The sequence below is a fragment of the Dietzia sp. NPDC055340 genome (genome assembly GCF_053645335.1).
This window is the reverse complement of record NZ_JBSHML010000013.1, coordinates 65,837-84,195: the sequence shown is the minus strand read 5'-3', so window position 1 is coordinate 84,195 and position 18,359 is coordinate 65,837. Positions and strand designations below refer to the sequence as shown.

Below are 18,359 nucleotides of genomic sequence, written 5' to 3'. Positions count from 1 at the left end.
GCATCCGCACCGCCCTCGCCGAGGAGTTCGGCATCCAGTACCCGATCTTCGCGTTCACCCCGTCGAAGTACGTGGCCGCCGCCGTCACCCGCGCCGGCGGCATGGGAGTGCTCGGCGCCGTCCGGTACAACGACCCCGCCGAGCTCGACGAGGTCCTGACCTGGATGGACGAGAACACCGACGGCAAGCCGTACGGCGTCGACGTGGTGATGCCCAACAAGGTGCCCACCGAGGGCAGCTCGATGGACCTGGGCGCCATGATCCCCGAGGAGCACAAGGCCTTCGTCAACCGCGTCCTCGACGACCTGGGCGTGCCGCCGCTCGGCGACGACGCCGGGAAGAACGCCGGCGTGCTGGGCTGGCTCCACTCGGTGGCGCAGTCGCACGTCGACGTGGCGCTGAAGCACCGGCCGGTGCTCATCGCCAACGCGCTCGGTTCGCCGCCGGTCGAGGTGATCGAGCAGTCGCACGCCGCAGGACTCAAGGTCGCAGCGCTCGCCGGTAGCACCAAGCACGCGCTGGCCCACGTGGAGAACGGGGTCGACATCGTGATCGCCCAGGGCGGCGAGGCCGGTGGGCACACCGGTGAGGTGGCGACCATGGTGCTCGTGCCCGAGATCATCCGCGCGCTCGACGGCCGGGCACCCGTGCTCGCCGCCGGCGGGCTCGGCGACGGCACGCAGGTCGCGGCCGTGGTCGGCATGGGCGCGCAGGGGGCCTGGATGGGCTCGCGCTGGCTCACCGCCGCCGAGTACGCCGAGGACGGTGGCTCGCGCGCCATGCAGAAGGCACTGCTCGCCGCGACCAGCCGCGACACCGTCCGCAGCCGCATCTACTCCGGCAAGCCGGCCCGTCTGCTCAAGAGCAAGTGGACCGACGCCTGGGCCGCTGACGATGCGCCCGATGCGCTGCCGATGCCGCTGCAGAACCTGCTCGTGGCCGAGGCGCATCAGCGCATCTCCGAGGCCCAGGACCCCGAGGTCGTGGCCATGCCGGCCGGGCAGATCATCGGTTCGCTGGATGGCATCGTGCCGGTCGCCGACACGATGGCGCAGATCGTGGCCGAGTACGAGGCGGCCGTCGAGCGGCTGCGGGCCTCGCTGGGCTGAGCTGGCTGGCCGGGCAGTGTTGGCTGGTCTGGCTGTGTTGGCTGGCTGGCCTTGCCGGGCTGCCTCCTCCGGAATCCGCTGCGCCCCACCCGGGCAGCGGATTCCGCCCATTTCGAGGCATCTCCGTAAGTTGCAAGACATCGCGCCCGAGCTGCAAGGCAGGAGCTTCGATTCCAAAGCCGAATCTCGCGTGATCTGTCTTGCGACTGCGGAGCGATGTCTTGCAACCGGCCGCGGGTCGGCCTGCGAGTCGCGGGTGTCGCGGCGTGGGTGTCGCGGCGTGGGTGCCGCGGGGCGGCGTGCGGGGGTCGGCCTGCGGTGCGGCGCGGGCTCAGCTGCCGAGGACGAACAGCAGCATCGCGGCCCAGTGGCAGGCGAACGCCACTACCGTGCACGTGTGGAACACCTCGTGGAAGCCGTATATGCCCGGCACCGGGTCGGGCCGCTTGAGCCCGTACACCACCGCGCCGCCCGTGTAGGCGAGGCCGCCGGCCAGCACCAGGCCCACAGCGACGGGGTCCACGTTGATGAGGTCACCGGCGAACCACACCGCGGTCCAGCCCAGGACGATGTACAGCACCACGTACAGCCAGCGTGGGGCCGAGAGCCAGAACAGCCGGAACGCGATCCCCAGCAGCGCGCCCGTCCACACGACGACCAACAGGATCGTGCTGGCCGGCGGCTCGAGTGCGGCCACCGTCATGGGCGTGTATGTCCCGGCGATGAGCAGGAAGATGTTCGAGTGGTCCAGCCGTCGCATCAGTGCCGCGGCCCGCGGGGACCACTTGCCCCGGTGATACAGCGCCGAGATGCCGAACAGCAGCGACGAGGTCGCCAGGAACACCACACACGCCCACTTCAGCGCGGTGCCATCAGCCAGCACGGTGAGTACGACGCCCAACGCGATCGCCACCGGCAGCGTGCCGACATGAATCCAGCCGCGGAGTAGCGGCTTGGGCGGGACGGCGGCGATACCGAAGTCGTCGCCCTCGGCAGGTCGCTGGTCAACGTTCACGGTGGGGTCCACATTCCGAACCTACCCGTGGCGCCTGCGCTGCCCATCACGCTGACGGCGAGAACCCCTCCGCCCCGTGCCCGCGCACCCACACGCGGTCCCCGGCGGGATCGGCGCCGAGCGAGGTGAGATCCCGGGCCCGGAACTTGAAACTCGCGGTCCGCGGCAGCGCCGAGGTGATCCGCAGAAGTGTCGGCCACTGCTTCGGGCCGAGATCGGGCTGCCCGGACAGGAATTCTCCGAGCCCCTCGGCAAACCAGCAGGCCACCGTGGCATCGGCGTCGCCGCGCAACACCACTGCCGCGGCCACGGCGTCACCGATGGCGCCCGGGCCGCGCACCTCGGCCGCCGGCACCGCGTACACGCCCACCTCTGCCACGTCGGGATGACGCCGCAGCACGCGCTCTATCGGTGCTGCCGCAAGATTCTCGCCGTCGACACGCATCCACCCGCCGGAGCGCCCGGCGAAGTAGACGTACCCGTCGTCGTCGACATACGCAAGGTCGCCGGAGTGGAAACGTCCCCCACGCATCCTCTCGGCGTCGGCGGCCTCATCGCCCCAGTACCCGGCGAACAGGCCGGGCCCGTCGGCGATCATCTCGCCCACGGCCTCGTCGGGGTTGACCAGCGCGCCGTCGGCGTCGAACCGGGCGCGCGGGCACTCGGCGCCGGTCTCCACGTCGACGATCCGCACGCCCGCGGGCAGCGGACCGAGCGCGGCGTCCGGGGTGTCGGGCGTGCGCGAAATGGACAGACCGCCCTCGCTGGAGCCGAACCCGTCGACCACCCGCGCGCCGAAGCGGCGGGTGAACTCGTGCCGCACGTCGGCGGGGGCCTCGTTGCCGTAGACGACGCGCATGGGATTGTCGGCGTCGTCGGCGCGCTCGGCGGTGGCGAGGATGTAGGACAGGGGCGCGCCCACGTAGTTGGCGAACGTGCAGCCGTAGCGGCGGACGTCGTCCAGCCAGCCCGACGCGGTGAAGCGGCGGCGCTGCGCGATCGAGCACTGCGCGAACAGTGCGATCGGCCAGGCCACCATCACGGCGTTGGAGTGGAAGAGCGGCATCGCGCTGTACACGCAGTCCTCGGGACCCATTTCGAACCGCTCGGCGAGCATCCGTCCGGGCACCGAGATCTTGGACTGGGTGATGCGCACGGCCTTGGGGTCGCCGCTGGTGCCGGAGGTGAACACGAGCGCCACCAGGTCGTCGGCGCCGGTGGGGACGGTGTCCGGGGCGGGCAGCGTGGCGTCGGCGTGGCGGGTCAGCAGCGACGACCACTCCGGCGAGTCCACCGAGATGACGGGTACGCCGGCGTCGAGGTCGTCGAGGAGGGCCTCGTTGTCCGCGTCGGTGAGGATGACGGCGCAGTTCGCCAGCGTCGCGTCGCGCAGGAGTGCCTCTCCGCGCCGCGTGGGGTTGAGGCCGGCCACGACGAGCTCCGAGCACGCCGCCGCGCCGAGCAGGTGGAGGTACTCCGGGGTGCCGGACATGAGGAGACCGACGTGGGGATGCGGTGCGTCCGGCGCGGCCGCGGCGGGGGCGCCGGGCGACGAGTCCGACGACGACGACACGTCCGCCCGCGACCCCATCAGTTCCCGCAGTGCCGCGATCCGCACTGCGCTCTCCCGGGTCGCCTGCGACCAGGGCGTGAGCTGCCCGTCGGCCCAGATTCCGCGGTCGTCGATATCGGACAGGGCGTGCATCGCGTCGGCAACCGAGCGGAACGGCTCGGCGGCGACGTCGGCGATCGTCCGCACAGCGGCGCTCATGCTGAGTACTCCCATGGGTCTCCTTCGGTGGCCAGCACGTCGCCCAGGTCGAGCAGCTGCCGGGTGGCGCCACCGAGGCGGAACTCGCCGGCCTTGGCGGCGAGGAAGTAGCGGTGCGCGGGCTCGGAGCGGTCCAGGCCCACGCCGCCGTGGATGTGCACGGCGCTGTGGGCGAGGCGGTGGCCGGCGTCGCAGGCCCAGAAGTGGGCGGAGGCGACGGCATCCCGGGCGGCGGGCCCCGGGTGGCCACTACAGGCGTCGAGCTCGTAGGCCGCGCGCAGGGTGGACAGGCGGACCGCGTCCACGTCGATCATCCCGTCGGCCAGCCGGGCCGCGACCGCCTGGAACGAGCCGATGGGACGACCGAACTGGTGACGCGTGGTGGCGTAGGCGGCCGTGCGCTCGAGCGCGGCCTCGAGCACGCCCCACTGGTAGGCGGCCAGGTGGACGCGGCGACGCAGGGCGTCGAGTCCGATCACTTCGGCGGGCACCGGCGGGATGTCGTTCCCCTCGGAGAACTTGTAGTGGGACTCCGTAGCGCCCGGTTTGCGGTCCGCCAGCGGCCAGTACATCGGGGCGCCCGCGACGAGCCCAGCGCACGAGAAGTCCACCGGCACGGTCCGTTCGATCCGGACCGTATCCGCCGCGCGCGCCGTCGCGACGTCGCACACCCAGAGAAAGGAGTGCTCCTTCGACGGTGCGGGCGAGACGATCACGTCGGCGATCGGTGCCCAGTCCACCTCCGCAGAGGGGCGAAGGTTCCCGTCGCCCACCGCTGCGATCTCCGCGCCCTCGGCCACTGCGACGGCGCGGTCGGTCAGTCCGGCCGCAGTAAGCAGGTGTGCCGCGCGGATCCCGGGAGATAGCGGGACGGGCGCCAGCACGCGGCCCAGCTCCCGCAGGACCAGAGCCTCGCCCACCACGCCGAGCCCGGCACCGCCGAGGGGCTCGGGCGCCAGCGCGGTGGGCACGCCGGCGCGGACGAGTTCGTCCCAGAACCGGGCGTGGAATCGGGCGGTCTCACGGTCCGCGCCGCCGGACTCGGTGCCGGGGCCGAAGCGGGCGTCGAGCTCGCGCAGGGACTCGTCGGTGACCAGCTGCTCGCCGATCTCGCGGACGAGGCCGGCCAGCTCCGCGGTGGTGTCGTCGACGGAAAAATCCATGTCAGCTGTCCTTCCGGGCGGTGCTGGGGGACGCGGTGTCGGCGGACGCGGTGTTGGCCGACGCTGCGCTGGCGGGGGCCGGCGCGACGCGCGGCGCCGGCGGCAGTCCGAGACCGGCTGCGGCGATGATGTCGCGCTGCACCTCGTTGGTGCCTCCGCCGAAGGTGAGGATGAGCGCCGAGCGGTGCAGGCGCTCGATGCGGCCGTGCAGCGCCGCGGTGGGGGAGTGGGACCGCTGGTGACCCGACGAGCCGAGAACCTCCATGAGCAGGCGGTATGCCTCGCACGCGGTTTCGGTTCCGTACACCTTGGTGGCCGAGGCGGCGATGCGGGTTGGCGCTGCGGTGTCCGCGGAGACGATCTCCCAGTTGCGTAGTGCCAGGTACTCGGCCATCGCGTGGACGCGCGCGAGGTGGGTGCGGACCCATTCGTTCTCGATCACCATGCCGTCGCCGGGCAGGCCGACCTCGGCGGATCGGGTGGCCCGCGCCCAGGCGAGCACCTGCCGCAGCGAGGCCTGCAGAGGGCCGGCGGAGGTGAGGGCGACGCGCTCGTGGTTGAGCTGGTTGGTCATGAGCGGCCAGCCGCCGTGCTCGGGGCCGACGAGGTTGCTCGCCGGGACCACCACGTCCTGGTAGTAGGTCGCGCTAGTGTCGGGGCCGGCCATGGTGTGCACCGGGGTCCACGAGAAGCCCTCGGCGGTGGTGGGCACGACGATCATCGAGATGCCCTTGTGGCGCTTGGCGGCCGGATCGGTGCGGGCGGCCAGCCAGATCCAGTCGGCGTACGCGACGAGCGACGTCCACATCTTCTGTCCGTTGATCCGGTAAATGTCCTGCCCCTCGTGCTCGCCGGTCCCGGCCTCGCGAACCGCGCGGGTACGAAGCGATGCGAGATCGGTGCCGGAGTCGGGCTCGGAGTAGCCGATGCCGAAGTGCAGCTCGCCGCGACTGATGCGGGGGAGGAAGTAGTTCTTCTGCTCGTCCGAGCCGAACGCCATGATCGTCGGCGCGACGGAGTTGATGGTGAGGAAGGGCACCGGCACGCCGGCGATCGCAGCCTCGTCGGTGAAGATGAGCTGGTCGATCATCGGGCGGGCGCGGCCGCCGAACTCCTCGGGCCAACCCAGGGTCAGCCAGCCGTCGCGGCCCATCTCCGCGACGATCTCGCGGTAGGCGTTGCCGTGGCCGTACTCGCCGGTGGTCGAGGTGAACGCCTCACGTCGCTCGGGGGTCATCAGTGCCGAGAAATACTCTCGCAACTCGCCGCGCAGCCGTTGCTGATCGGGGGTGTAGGTGATGTCCATGGGTCCCTATGCTCGTCGTCGCTGTTGGAACGTGTTCCAGTTATGCGGATCACGCTAACACCGTGGGGCGCCGGATGGCGGGGCTCGGCGCGGGTGGGGCCCGACCGTGGCCGGTGACTTACACTCATGCTCGAGTAGGAACACGTTCTAGTGTCCCGGCTCACATAGAATCGACCCAGCCCCGGGGGCGCCGTGCCCGCTGGACCGACCAAGGAGAACTGGTATGCGGATTGAAGTGGATCCCGACCGCTGCGAGGGGCAGGCCGTGTGCGTGGGCCTCGCGCCCAAGGTCTTCGAGTTGAACGACGACGACGAGATCGTTCGCGTCATCGTGGACGAGGTGCCCGAGGAGCTCCAGAAGCGGGCCCTCAAGGCTGTGGAGAAATGCCCGATGGCGGCGCTCAAGGCCGTCGAGTGAGTGTGGAGGAGAAACGCGGAATGCTCGATCAGGATCTGTCCCTCGACGGCCGGGTGGCCGTGGTCACCGGCTCCGGCTCGGGCCTGGGGGCCTCGGAAGCCGTTGAGCTGGCCCGGTCGGGCGCGGCCGCTGTCGTGATCAACGACATCCGGGCCTCCGAGGCCACGGATGCGGTTATTGCGGATATCGAGGCCGCGGGAGCCAAGGCGGCTCTCGTCGTGGGCGACGTCTCCGAACGGGAGACCGCCGACGCGATGATGGCGGAGGCCATCAAGCTGGGCGGCCTGCACGTCGTCGTCAACAATGCGGGTATCACCCGCGACAAGATGCTCTTCAACATGTCCGACGACGACTTCGACGCGGTGGTCAAGGTCCACCTGCGTGGACACTTCCTGCTCACCCGCAACGCCGCCGCCCACTGGCGCGCGGAGGACAAGAAGCGCACCGAGGGCAGCGCGCCGATCTACGGCCGCCTCATCAACACGTCGTCCGAGGCAGGGCTCTTCGGCCCTCCCGGTCAGGCCAACTACGGCGCGGCCAAGGCCGGCATCACGGCGCTCACGCTCTCGGCGGCGCGCGTTCTCGGACGCATCGGCTGTACGGCCAACGCCATCGCCCCCCGGGGGCGTACCGGCATGACCGAGGCGGTCTTCGAGGCGTGGGACGAGTCCCAGGGGCCGGACCCGCTGTCCCCGGACCGCGTGGCCGACCTGGTCTCCTACCTCGCGTCGCCGGCGGCGGCGGGGGTGTCGGGGCAGCTGTTCGTGGTATATGGCGGAATGGTGGCGCTCGTCGAGGCCCCGGTCGTGGAGAAGCGGTTCGACGCTTCAGGGGGCATCTGGGATCGTCGCGCGTTCGCTGATGCTGTGTCGGGGCACTGGTCAGGGCGCGCGGAGGGCAAGTCCTTCTCGGCCGCGGAGATCATGAAGCTCTGACCCCGACAGGTGGCCCCTGACGTGTTTGTACGAGTTCACGCCAGGGGCCGCTGTGATGGGTGGGGCGCATGTTAGATTCCGTCCACATAATGCAAGGGGTCCGCTCGGGGGGTGCCGAGGAAGCCCTTGCGGGATAGAACGTGTTCTAGCTAGTTTGTTACCGCGATCACACCGGGTGGTCACCGTCGCGTGACTTGATCGAGACCTGTGGTCCGGGGGATGAAAGGTAGGAGGGGGGCGTCATGGCGAATGTTCTCGACAAGCCACTCAGGGGAGTCGGCGACTTTTTCGCGATGACGCTCGACACCTTCGTCGCGTTCCCGTCGATCGTCCGCCAGGGGCGCGAGTTCATCGACCAGTCGTGGTTCATCGCCCGCGTATCGATGATGGCCACGATCCTCGTGGCGATCCCGTTCACCGTCCTTGTGAGCTTCACGCTCAACATCCTGCTGCGGGAGATCGGTGCGGCCGACCTCTCGGGCGCCGGCGCCGCGCTCGGTGCGGTCACCCAGGTCGGACCCATGGTCACCGTGCTCATCGTCGCGGGGGCCGGGGCCACCGCGATCTGTGCCGACCTCGGTGCCCGCACCATCCGCGAGGAGATCGACGCGATGGAGGTGCTGGGCATCGACCCGGTCAAGCGTCTCGTCGTTCCGCGCGTGGCCGCCTCGACGTTCGTCGCGCTCCTGCTCAACGGCCTGGTGTGCACGATCGGCATCCTCGGCGGCTTCCTGTTCTCCGTCCTCCTCCAGGGCGTCAACCCCGGCGCGTTCGTCAACGGCATCACGCTGCTGACCGGGCTGGGCGAACTCGTCCTGGCCCAGGTCAAGGCCGGCGTCTTCGGCATGTTGGCCGGCCTCGTCGCCTGCTACAAGGGGCTCTACGTCCGCGGCGGGCCGAAAGAGGTCGGCAACGCGGTGAATGAGACCGTCGTCTTCGCCTTCATGGCGCTGTTCGTGGTCAATACCGTCATCACCGCCGTCGGCGTCAAGGTTCTGGGAGCGTGACATGGCGGTGATAGAGACCACGCGGTTCCCGCGCCTGTCGCGTGCTCGCCATCGGGCGATCGGCGGGTTCGACAACTTCGGCGATCACGCCCTGTTCTTCTGGCGCGCGCTGGCGGCCACGCCCCGCGCGCTGACCCAGTACCCCAAGGAGACGCTGCGGCTCATCGCCGAGATCGCCATGGGAACCGGTGCGCTCGCGATGATCGGCGGCACGGTCGTCATCGTCGCCTTCCTCACCCTGGCCACAGGCGGCGTCATCGCCGTGCAGGGCTTCTCCTCGCTGACGGATGTCGGCGTGGAGGCGCTCACCGGCTTCTTCGCCGCGTTCATCAACGTCCGTATCGCCGCGCCGGTGATCGCCGGCATCGGTCTGGCGGCCACCATCGGCGCCGGCGCCACCGCCCAGCTGGGTGCCATGCGTGTCTCCGAGGAGATCGACGCGCTCGAGGTCATGGCCATCGATTCGGTGACCTACCTGGTGTCCACGCGCATCGTCGCCGGGATGATCGCGGTGATCCCGCTGTACTCGCTCGCGGTCATCGCCTCGTTCCTGGCGAGCCGCTTCGCGACGGTCGAGATCTACGGTCAGTCCGGAGGCGTCTACGACCATTACTTCTCGACGTTCCTCATTCCGACGGACATCCTCTGGTCGTTCGTCCAGGCCATCGCCATGGCCATCACGATCATGCTCATCCACACCTACCACGGGTACAACGCGGCAGGCGGCCCCGCCGGTGTCGGCGCGGCCGTGGGCAACGCGGTGCGCACGTCGCTCATCGCCGTGGTGACGGTAACCCTTCTCGTCTCGCTCGCGATCTACGGCGGAGACGGCAACTTCAACCTGTCGGGATAGGAGAGACGATATGGCGAGGACGGTGAGCCAGAGCGACACGGTGCCCAAGCGCATCGCGGCCGCGGGCCTGGCGTTGTTCATCGTCGTGGTGGTCGCGCTGTCCCTGCTCCTGTTCGTCCGGGCATTCGACAGTCGCGTCCCGATCACGGTGCGAAGTGACCGCGCGGGACTGGTGATGGAGGAAGACGCCAAGGTCCGCTCGCGCGGCGTGGAGATCGGCAACGTCACCCGGATCACGCAGGAGTTCGACGGCGCGACCCTGGATCTCGAGGTGGATCCTTCCGCGCTCGAGGCCATCCCCGCGAACTCCCCGGTCTCCATCGGGTCCAACACCGTGTTCGGCGCCAAGTCCGTCGACTTCCAGGCCCCTGCCACACCGGACGCGGCCACCCTCGCTCCCGGCGCCGTGGTCCAGGCCACCAACGTCACCACCGAGGTCAACACCCTGTTCCAGGACCTGTCCGATCTGCTCCTGGCGATCGAGCCGGAGAAGCTCAACGCCACGCTCGGCGCGATCTCCGGGGCCGTCGACGGGCGGGGCGAACAGGTCGGGCAGACCATCACGGACCTCAACGCCTACCTGGAGGAGATCAATCCGCAGATCGAGACGCTCCAGCGCGACCTCGCCAAGGGCTCGCGGGTGGCGAACCTCTACGCGGACGTCACCCCGGACGTCATGCGGATTCTCGACTCCGGTACCGACGTCGGCGCCAACATCGTCAACAACCAGGCCCGCTTCGAACAGCTGCTCGCCTCCGCGATCGGCACCGGCGAGACCGGCAAGCGGTTGCTGAGCGAGAACGGCGACCAGCTGGTCAAGGCGCTGTCCGACCTGCGGGCCTCGACCAGCCTGCTCGGCGAGTACTCGCCCATGCTCACCTGCCTGATCGTCGGCCTCAACCAGGGCGTCGAGGGCGCCGGGCAGGCGTTCGGTGCGTCCAACCAACCGGGCCTGACTTTCAAGGCCGGCTTCCAGCAGGGCGCGCGAGCCTACGAGTACCCCAAGGACCTGCCTAAGGTGAACGCGAGCACCGGCCCGAACTGCTACGGCCTGCCATTCCCCGACCCGAGCGTCCACGCGCCGTTCGTCGTCACCGACACCGGCTCCAACCCCGTGGAGGGAATGCCCGACGTGTTCACCTCGCGACCCGGTCCGCTCTTCGGCCCGCTTCCGTCGACCGAGCCCGGAAGGCCCGCGCCGCCCACACTGCTGCAGGTCATGCTCGGCATGGACGGAGGGAACCCGTGAGCGCCGGGCGCGCGGCAGCGCGCGCGGGCCGGGTTACCGCGGTCAAGCTCGGGATCTTCACCACTGTGATGGCCCTGGTACTGGCCGGGCTCGTCGTGGTGTTCAGCGAGTACCGCTCCGGCGACTTCGAGCGATATAACGCGCACTTCACCGACGTCTCAGGGCTCGAGTCCGGCGACAAGGTGCGTATCGCCGGCGTCGAGGTCGGCCAGGTCGGGAAGGTCGAGCTGGCGGAGGAGAACACCGCCCGCGTCCGCTTCACGGTCGCCGGAAACCAGAGCGTCCACCAGAGCACCGAGGCCGTGGTGCGGTACGAGAACCTGACCGGCGACCGCTACCTCGAGCTCAAGCGCGGAGAGGGGAGCCAGGCTCCGCTCGAACCAGGCGGCACCCTGCCACTCTCGCAGACCGCGCCCGCGCTTGACCTGGACGCGCTTCTCGGCGGATTCCGACCGCTGTTCAAGGCGCTTGACCCCGGGCAGGTCAACCAGCTGTCCGAGTCGATCGTCAAGGTGTTCCAGGGTGAGTCCGGCACCATTCAGGACCTGCTTGCCTCGACGTCGTCACTCACCCAGACCCTCGCGGACCGGGACCAGCTCATCGGCGACGTGATCACCAACCTCAACTCCGTGCTCACCACGGTGGCGGACAACCAGGACAACGTCGACTCGATCGTCAACGACCTCCAACAGTTGGTCTCGGGCCTGGCAGCCAACTCCGAGCCACTCGCCGAATCCGTGAGCCGACTCAACGACTCGAGTGCCAACATGACCACCCTGCTCGCCGATGTTCGCCCGTCTCTGAAGGAGGACATCGCGCAGATCGACCGCGTGGCGACCCTGATCAATGACGACGAGGAGTTCGTCGAGAACGTCATCAACCGGCTGCCGTCGGACTTCGAGAAGATGGGCCGCCTCGGCGTCTACGGCAGTTTCTTCCAGTTCTACCTCTGTGGCGTCATTGTTCGAATCACTAACCCGGCCACCGGCAATGACCTCTTTCTTCCGCAGTATGAGCAGACGACGGGACGGTGTGCGTTCCCCGATGAGTAAGAAGAACAGTGACGGCGCGCCCCCCAAGGCGCCTCGCGGACAGCTCCGTTTCCGGGACCGTGACCCGAAGGTCATCGGCGTCTGGGGCGCGGTCGGCGTAGTGGCTCTGATGGCGGTCTCGCTGAACTACGACCGGATCCCCTACATCAACGGCATGCATGGCGCGACGGTCTACGTGGCCGACGCCGCCGGGCTCAACACCGGCGACGAGGTCCAAGTGGCCGGCATGCGCGTCGGCTCCGTCCGGAAGCTCCAACTCGACGGTGACCGGGTAAGGGTCAAGTTCGATATCGATACCGACGTCGACCTCGGCGCCGACACGTCGGCGCAGATCAAGACGGACTCGATCCTCGGCCGGCGTGCACTCGGGATCTTCTCCGACGGTCGCGGCGAACTCGAGGACCGTACGATCCCGATCGATAGGACGTCCGTTCCGTACTCTCTGACCTCCGCCCTCGGTGATCTCAGCGACACGGTCGAGGCCATGGATACTGACTCGGTGCAGGACGCGCTCGACGTGCTGGCAGAGACCATGGAGGACTCCTCGCCGGAGGTCCGCGGCGCCATCGACGGCATCACACGGCTGTCCCGTTCGCTCAACGAGCGGGATGGGGCCGTCCGCGACCTACTGGACAAGGCGGCCGGGACCACCGACGTGCTGGGTCAGCGCAGCGACCAGATCAACCAGCTCATGGTCGACGGCAATGTCCTGTTCACCCAGCTCGACATGCGTAAGCGCGCGTTGAGCGAGCTGATCGTCAACATCGACGAGCTCGCCCGGCAGCTGTCGGGGCTGGTGCAGGACAACGAGGCCCAGATCGGCCCGGCGCTCGACAAGCTCGAGCAGGTGTCCGATCTGTTGATCCGGAACAAGGAGGACATCGATCTCGGCCTGCGCCGGATCGTGCCGTTCTCCACTGCACTCAGTGAGGCCGTCTCCTCCGGCCCGTGGTTCAACGCCTACGTGTCCAACCTGTCGCTGGGCCAATACCAGCAGACGATCCTCCGCGACCTCATGCCGCTCATCGATGACCGCGTCCAGCCTGAGCCCGGGCTGGTCACCGAGCCCACAATTCCCGGCGTACCGGGGCTAACGACGATGGACGAGTTCCCCGGCTGGGGCGAGAAGAGGTTGCCGCGATGAACCGATTCCTGCCGGGCACCGCCGCGAAGGTGGTCGCCCTGATCGCCGTGGTGGCCCTGATCGCGGGAGCCGTGTGGATCTTCTCCGGTCGGACCAAGACGATCACCGCGTTCTTCCCGTCCACGCAGGGCGTCTACGCGGACGACACCGTCCGTGTGCTCGGCGTCGAGGTCGGCCGCATCACCGACATCGCTACGGAGGACGGGATGTCCAAGGTCACCATGAAGGTCGCCCACGACGTCCCTGTGCCGGAGGACGCCAACGCCCTGCTCGTGGCCCAGTCGCTCGTCGCCGAGCGGTTCATCCAACTCACCCCGGCCTACACCGGCGGCGAGGAGATGCCGGACGGCGGCACCATCCCCGTCGAGCGCACGGCGGTCCCGGTCGAGTGGGACGGCGTCAAGGAGCAGCTCATGAAGCTGTCCACCGCGCTGAGCCCCGCCAAGGGGGAGAAGACCGGCCCGCTCGGCGACTTCGTCGACTCAGCCGACGCGATGTTCGAGGGCAACGGCGCCGACATCCGCGACGCGCTCAATGAGGTCTCACACACCATGTCGATCCTGTCCGACGGTCGCGAGAACCTCTTCACCACGCTGAAGAACCTCCAGCTGTTCGTCACCGCGCTGTCCCAGAGCGAGGAGCAGATCGTCTCCTTCGGCGGCAAGCTCGCCAGCGTCTCGCAGGTGCTGGGGGACCAAACCGAGGATATCGACGCCGCCCTGCGCGACCTCGATCTCGCGGTGATGGACATCAACCGCTTCCTCGAGAACAACGGGGAACGGCTCTCCGTGGGCGTCGACAAGCTCGGCCGCGCCACCCAGGTGATCCGCGACCGCCGAGCCGATCTCGAGGGCATCCTCCACGTCGGCCCCACCGCCATGGCGAACTTCTACAACATCTACCGCCCGTATCAGGGCACACTCAACGGTGTACTGGCGATGAACCAGATGGCCAATCCGACCAACTTCATCTGCGGCGCCATCGCCGGCCTGGCCAACAACACCGCGGAGTCCGACGCGGAGCTGTGCGCCCAATACATGGGGCCGCTGTTCAACTCGCTGACCTCGAACTACCCGTACGGTGTGGTCGCCCCGCCGATCACCCCGACCGCCGAGCCGGACCAGATCTGGGACCTACAGAAGCCGGGCACACAGACGGCGCCGGGCGTCCAGCCCGTCTCGGACCGCCCTGACCCGCTGGTCAACGTGGTCAACAAGGGTGACAACCTCACCGACACCCTGCTCGTGACGGGAGGCGCATGATGAGCGGCATGACCGTACCGACCGGAAGGATCCTCCGTTCGCGGGTCCTCGCTGCCGGCGCGCTCGCCAGCACCGTCCTGCTCGTCGGGACCGGTTGCGCGTGGGACGGGCTCAACTCGCTCCCGCTGCCCGGAGCCGAGGGCAAGGGCGACGGCGCCTACGAGGTCACCATCGAGATGCCCAACGTCACCACCATCACCCGGAACTCACCGGTCCGGGTCAATGACGTCAATGTCGGCTCCATCGCGTCGATGAGGGTCGAGGACTATACCGCAATCGTCACCGTCTCACTCAACGAGGAAGTACGGCTCCCGGCCAACGCCTACGCCAAGATCGGGCAAACCAGCCTGCTGGGTTCGCAGCACCTCGAGCTGTTCCCGCCACCGGACGGCAGCGCGGAGGGGACGCTCGCGGCAGGTGATGTCATCCCCATCGAGCGTGCCGGTGTCTACCCGACCACCGAGCAGACGCTCTCGGCACTGTCGGTGGTCCTCACCGACGGTGGCCTGGCGCAGTTCGAGACGATCTCGCAGGAGCTCAACACCGCCCTCGACGGCCGTCAGCTCGACGCCAAGGAGGTCATCACCCAGCTGGAGACCACCGTCAGCGGACTCGACGACCAGCGCGCCGACATCGTCGCCGCGATGGAGGGACTCGACCGGCTGGCCCGGCAGATCGACGAGCAGAACGACACCCTCGCCCGTGCTCTCGCGCAGATGCCCGAGGCAGTCGGTCTGATCAACGACCAGAAGCAGGAACTGACCACCGCCCTGGTCTCGCTCGGCGACTTCGGAAACAAGGCCAACCAGATTATCGACGCCGGCGGCGGACAGAACCTGGTGGCGAACCTCCGCGACCTCACGCCGGTGCTCGAGGGACTGGCCAACTCCGGCCGCGATATGACCCGGGTGCTGAGCACGCTCATCACCTTCCCGTTCCCGCAGGCTGGCATCGACAACTTCCTGCGCGGTGACTACGCGAACCTTTATATCGACGCAGATCTCACCAATCCTCGTCTGGAGGAGACGTTCCTGCTGGGTACCGAGTTCGGTAATCGCATGGCCGGCCTCGAGGGCTACGTGGGGCTTGCTCCCGGGTCGGTGGTCAGTCCCGACCCGTTCTCCTTGGACGTGCCCCGGCCCGACGCGGACGTCGAGAACCCGGACGCCGGGAACCCGCCCGTCAGTGGGCAGTCGGCCGACGACCCCGGCGGCCCCGCCGCACCGACCGAGGAGGCCCCCCGATGACCCGGCTCGTGAAGATCCAGCTGACGATCTTCTCTGTGGTCACCGTCGTGGCGTTGCTGGTCATGTCGGTGGTGTACCTCCAGGTGCCTCGTGCGCTCGGCTGGCAGCGCACGGATGTCGCACTAGAGATGCCGGACACCGGCGGCCTGTACCAAAACTCCAACGTCTCCTACCTCGGTAAGACCATCGGCCGTGTGGACTCCGTGACGCTCAAGCCCGGCATGGTCGTGGCCGAGCTCCACTTCGACTCCGGTGCCGACGTGCCCGAAAACGTGCGTGCCGAGATCCGCAGTGTGTCCGCGGTGGGCGAGCAGTTCGTCGAGTTCGTGCCCGAGGGGAAGCCGGAGGGCCGCATGGCCGACGGCACCGTGATCGGCGAGGACCGCGTCGACATGCCGCAGAGCATCGGCCCGGTCCTCGACCAGGCCACCGTTCTCATGGCGTCGATCGATGATGCCAAGATGCGGCGGGTCATCTCCGAGTCGTTCGACGCGTTCAACGGATCTGCCCGGGACCTGCAGCAGTTCCTGGACTCCGCGCAGCTGCTGCTGGAGGAGGCCCAGCGCAACTCGGGAGTCACGCGTCAGCTCATCGAGGACGCGGAGCCGGTGCTCGACTCGCAGTTGCGCTCGTCCGACTCGATTCGCGCCTGGACCCGGAACATCGCCGACATCACCGATCAGCTGCGTGAGAACGAACCCCAGGTGACGTCGTTGATCCAGCGCGGCCCGGACGCACTGGGCCGGGCCACCAAGGTGCTCAACGAGCTTCAGCCCACGATGCCGGTGCTCGTGGCCAACCTGGTCAGCGTGGGTGAGGTCGGCGTGGTCTATAACCGTTCGATCGAGCAGCTGTTGGTGATCTACCCGGCGCTGGTGTCATCGCTTATCACCGCGATCGAAGGGGCCCGCGAATCCGGCCAGATCAAGGTGGACTTCAACCTGCAGATCAACGAGACCCCGCCCTGCACGACGGGGTTTCTACCAGCAGAAGACCGGCGGTCCCCGGCCGATCTGTCGGTGCCGCCCCTGATCAACGGGATCTACTGCAAGGTGCCGATGGACTCGCAGATCGCCGCACGAGGTGCACGCAACCTGCCGTGCATGGAGTTCCCGGGGCGTCGGGGAGCCTCCCCCGAGGAGTGTCGCGCCGGCAACTACGTGCCCGAGGGCCATAACCCGCCCAACACCAGCGAGGTCGGGCCGCCCGGCAACAACCCCAATGCCTACAACGTCGTGCCGTCGTCCACCTCGGGCGAGCCCGAGATCCGTACCTCCGCCGCGGTGTACGACGCCGAGACGGGCGAGTACTTCGGCGCCGACGGCAAGACGTATCGTCAGCTGAACCTCGGTACCGAGAGCCGGCTCGCCGCGGACGCCGACCTGGCTGACATCCTGACGAACGGAGTGACCTAGTGCCACAGTCTGACCAGACCCCCACCGATGGTGGGCGGACCGGACTGATCGTGGTTTCGGTGATCGCGGCCCTGTGCCTCGTCGCGGCGGTCGTCGCGGCCGGGCTGTGGGTGAGTGAGCGGAACGAGGCGGCCACCGTCCGTGCCGACCGCGCCTCGTCCGCAGAGCTCGACGCGTCCTACCGTGACTTCGCGACCGACGTCATGACCAAACTCATGACCATCCGGCAGGAGACATTGTCGGCTGATGTGGACGAGATCGTCGGACTCATCGAGGGCGACTTCTCCGAGCAGTTCGCCCCGCGCCGCGACTCGTACGAGGACGTCGTCACCACCACCAACGTCGTGGCCGACGGCGCGGTGTCCGCGGCGGCGGTCGAGCACTCCTACCCCGATCGAGCCGAGGTGATCATGGCCATCGACCAGACCATCGGCAATCCCAAGGCCGAGGACAACCAGGACCGCCAGTACCGCGTGCGCGTCACGGTGAACCGCCATGACGACGGTGTGATGAAGGTGTCGGGGGTGAACTTCATCCCGTGAGTGAGTCAGACGACAAGACAACCGAGACGAACGTCCGCGCCGCCCGCCGCGCCCAGCGCGAAGCCGAGCGTGCAGCTCGAGCCCAGCGCAAGGCCGATGCCGCGCGCCAGCGTGCGATGGAGGCGGCCCGGGCCGGCGGCCTCTTCGAGGGAATGGAGGCGTCTCCCGGCGGAGCAAGCGGAGCAGGCGCAGCAGGCGGAGCCGCGGCAGGCGTCGCCACCGCCGCGGGCGCAGCGACCACCCCGTCAGCCGCCACCCCGTCCGCATCTACCGCGGCGGCATCCGCCACGCCCGGCGACTCCGCTGACCCGGCGGCCCCCACGGCGAACGTGCGAGACACCCCGGCCCGCGAACCGATGGACCCGGCCCGCCAGCGGGCGCTGACCAGGATTCTGGCGGCGGTGTCGGTGGTCCTCGTCGTCGTCGCGGGGTTGGCCACCTGGCAGTACGTCGAAGCCCGCGAGGCCACGGCAGCCGAGGAACAGATCGCGAACGCGCCGACCGCGGCGACCGACGCGGCGCGTGAGATCGCCACCCAGATGTTCACCTACGACCACCGCACCGTCGACACGGACCTCGCCTCCGTGCGGCCCGGCCTCACCGAGCCGGCGCTCGGCGAGTTCGTGGAGCAGTCCATGCCGACGGTCGCCTCGGCGGCCAAGCAGCAGGAGGCCACCGTCTATGCGACCGTCGCCGCCGCGGCACCGCAGGACGTGGTCGACCAGGACAACGTCACCGTGCTGGTCATGCTCAACCGCATGGTCTCCACGAAGGATGCCCCCGAGGCCGCCAGTTCGGCGTCGCGGCTGAGCCTGGAGATGAAGCGCGAGGGCGACACCTGGAAGCTGGCCAAGCTCAACGCCCTGTGACG

Annotated in this window: 17 protein-coding genes; 13 read left to right on the top strand and 4 right to left on the bottom strand. The window is 68.8% G+C overall.

Features of this window, described 5'->3' with window-relative positions:
* Window positions 1–2 precede the first annotated feature (2 nt).
* The gene (locus ACWIFB_RS11325; RefSeq protein WP_454058318.1) at window positions 3–1,109 is read left to right on the top strand and encodes an NAD(P)H-dependent flavin oxidoreductase; all 1,107 of its coding nucleotides are present in this window, start codon (window positions 3–5) and stop codon (window positions 1,107–1,109) included.
* Window positions 1,110–1,440: 331 nt separating this feature from the next.
* Here the strand turns inward: ACWIFB_RS11325 and trhA are convergent, their stop codons facing one another.
* The 4 genes from trhA to ACWIFB_RS11305 are packed head-to-tail and all read right to left on the bottom strand — an operon-like array spanning window position 1,441 to window position 6,364.
* Window positions 1,441–2,136 (bottom strand): PAQR family membrane homeostasis protein TrhA, encoded by a 696-nt coding sequence (gene trhA, locus ACWIFB_RS11320; RefSeq protein ID WP_454058292.1) that lies wholly within the window; start codon window positions 2,134–2,136, stop codon window positions 1,441–1,443.
* 34 nt (window positions 2,137–2,170) lie between these two features.
* Window positions 2,171–3,910, bottom strand: coding sequence for an AMP-binding protein (locus tag ACWIFB_RS11315; protein ID WP_454058291.1), 1,740 nt, complete (start codon window positions 3,908–3,910; stop codon window positions 2,171–2,173).
* Window positions 3,892–5,058 carry an acyl-CoA dehydrogenase family protein gene (locus ACWIFB_RS11310; protein WP_452099541.1) on the bottom strand — a complete coding sequence of 389 codons (1,167 nt, stop codon included), beginning with the start codon at window positions 5,056–5,058 and terminating at the stop codon, window positions 3,892–3,894. The genes ACWIFB_RS11315 and ACWIFB_RS11310 overlap by 19 nt, the downstream gene beginning before the upstream one ends.
* A gap of 1 nt (window position 5,059) precedes the next feature.
* A complete protein-coding gene (locus ACWIFB_RS11305) occupies window positions 5,060–6,364 on the bottom strand; it encodes an acyl-CoA dehydrogenase family protein (RefSeq protein ID WP_454058290.1) in 1,305 nt (434 codons plus the stop codon).
* A 223-nt stretch (window positions 6,365–6,587) separates the two neighbouring features.
* Between ACWIFB_RS11305 and ACWIFB_RS11300 the strand changes: the two genes are divergently transcribed.
* The 12 genes from ACWIFB_RS11300 (at window position 6,588) to ACWIFB_RS11245 (ending at window position 18,357) form a co-directional block, all read left to right on the top strand.
* Window positions 6,588–6,782: a ferredoxin gene (locus ACWIFB_RS11300; protein WP_182631440.1), complete on the top strand. Its 195-nt coding sequence runs from the start codon at window positions 6,588–6,590 to the stop codon at window positions 6,780–6,782.
* Window positions 6,783–6,802: 20 nt separating this feature from the next.
* Window positions 6,803–7,717 carry a 3-oxoacyl-ACP reductase gene (locus tag ACWIFB_RS11295; protein WP_454058289.1) on the top strand — a complete coding sequence of 305 codons (915 nt, stop codon included), beginning with the start codon at window positions 6,803–6,805 and terminating at the stop codon, window positions 7,715–7,717.
* A 242-nt stretch (window positions 7,718–7,959) separates the two neighbouring features.
* Window positions 7,960–8,724, top strand: coding sequence for an MlaE family ABC transporter permease (locus tag ACWIFB_RS11290; protein WP_295648583.1), 765 nt, complete (start codon window positions 7,960–7,962; stop codon window positions 8,722–8,724).
* A 1-nt stretch (window position 8,725) separates the two neighbouring features.
* A complete protein-coding gene (locus tag ACWIFB_RS11285; RefSeq protein WP_182631437.1) occupies window positions 8,726–9,577 on the top strand; it encodes an MlaE family ABC transporter permease in 852 nt (283 codons plus the stop codon).
* A 10-nt stretch (window positions 9,578–9,587) separates the two neighbouring features.
* On the top strand, window positions 9,588–10,826 hold the full coding sequence (locus ACWIFB_RS11280; RefSeq protein ID WP_454058288.1) for an MCE family protein: 1,239 nt from the start codon (window positions 9,588–9,590) through the stop codon (window positions 10,824–10,826).
* Window positions 10,823–11,878: an MCE family protein gene (locus ACWIFB_RS11275; RefSeq protein WP_454058287.1), complete on the top strand. Its 1,056-nt coding sequence runs from the start codon at window positions 10,823–10,825 to the stop codon at window positions 11,876–11,878. The genes ACWIFB_RS11280 and ACWIFB_RS11275 overlap by 4 nt, the downstream gene beginning before the upstream one ends.
* Complete coding sequence (locus ACWIFB_RS11270; protein WP_454058286.1) at window positions 11,871–13,022, top strand: MCE family protein; 1,152 nt, start codon at window positions 11,871–11,873, stop codon at window positions 13,020–13,022. The genes ACWIFB_RS11275 and ACWIFB_RS11270 overlap by 8 nt, the downstream gene beginning before the upstream one ends.
* On the top strand, window positions 13,019–14,284 hold the full coding sequence (locus ACWIFB_RS11265; protein ID WP_454058285.1) for an MCE family protein: 1,266 nt from the start codon (window positions 13,019–13,021) through the stop codon (window positions 14,282–14,284). Before ACWIFB_RS11270 ends, ACWIFB_RS11265 begins: the two co-directional genes overlap by 4 nt.
* A gap of 8 nt (window positions 14,285–14,292) precedes the next feature.
* Entirely contained in the window at window positions 14,293–15,531 is a 1,239-nt protein-coding gene (locus tag ACWIFB_RS11260; RefSeq protein WP_452099535.1) for an MCE family protein, read from the top strand.
* Window positions 15,528–16,946, top strand: coding sequence for an MCE family protein (locus ACWIFB_RS11255; RefSeq protein WP_452099534.1), 1,419 nt, complete (start codon window positions 15,528–15,530; stop codon window positions 16,944–16,946). Before ACWIFB_RS11260 ends, ACWIFB_RS11255 begins: the two co-directional genes overlap by 4 nt.
* Window positions 16,946–17,488, top strand: coding sequence for a hypothetical protein (locus ACWIFB_RS11250; protein WP_452099533.1), 543 nt, complete (start codon window positions 16,946–16,948; stop codon window positions 17,486–17,488). The genes ACWIFB_RS11255 and ACWIFB_RS11250 overlap by 1 nt, the downstream gene beginning before the upstream one ends.
* Window positions 17,485–18,357 (top strand): hypothetical protein, encoded by an 873-nt coding sequence (locus ACWIFB_RS11245; protein WP_452099532.1) that lies wholly within the window; start codon window positions 17,485–17,487, stop codon window positions 18,355–18,357. Before ACWIFB_RS11250 ends, ACWIFB_RS11245 begins: the two co-directional genes overlap by 4 nt.
* Window positions 18,358–18,359 lie beyond the last annotated feature (2 nt).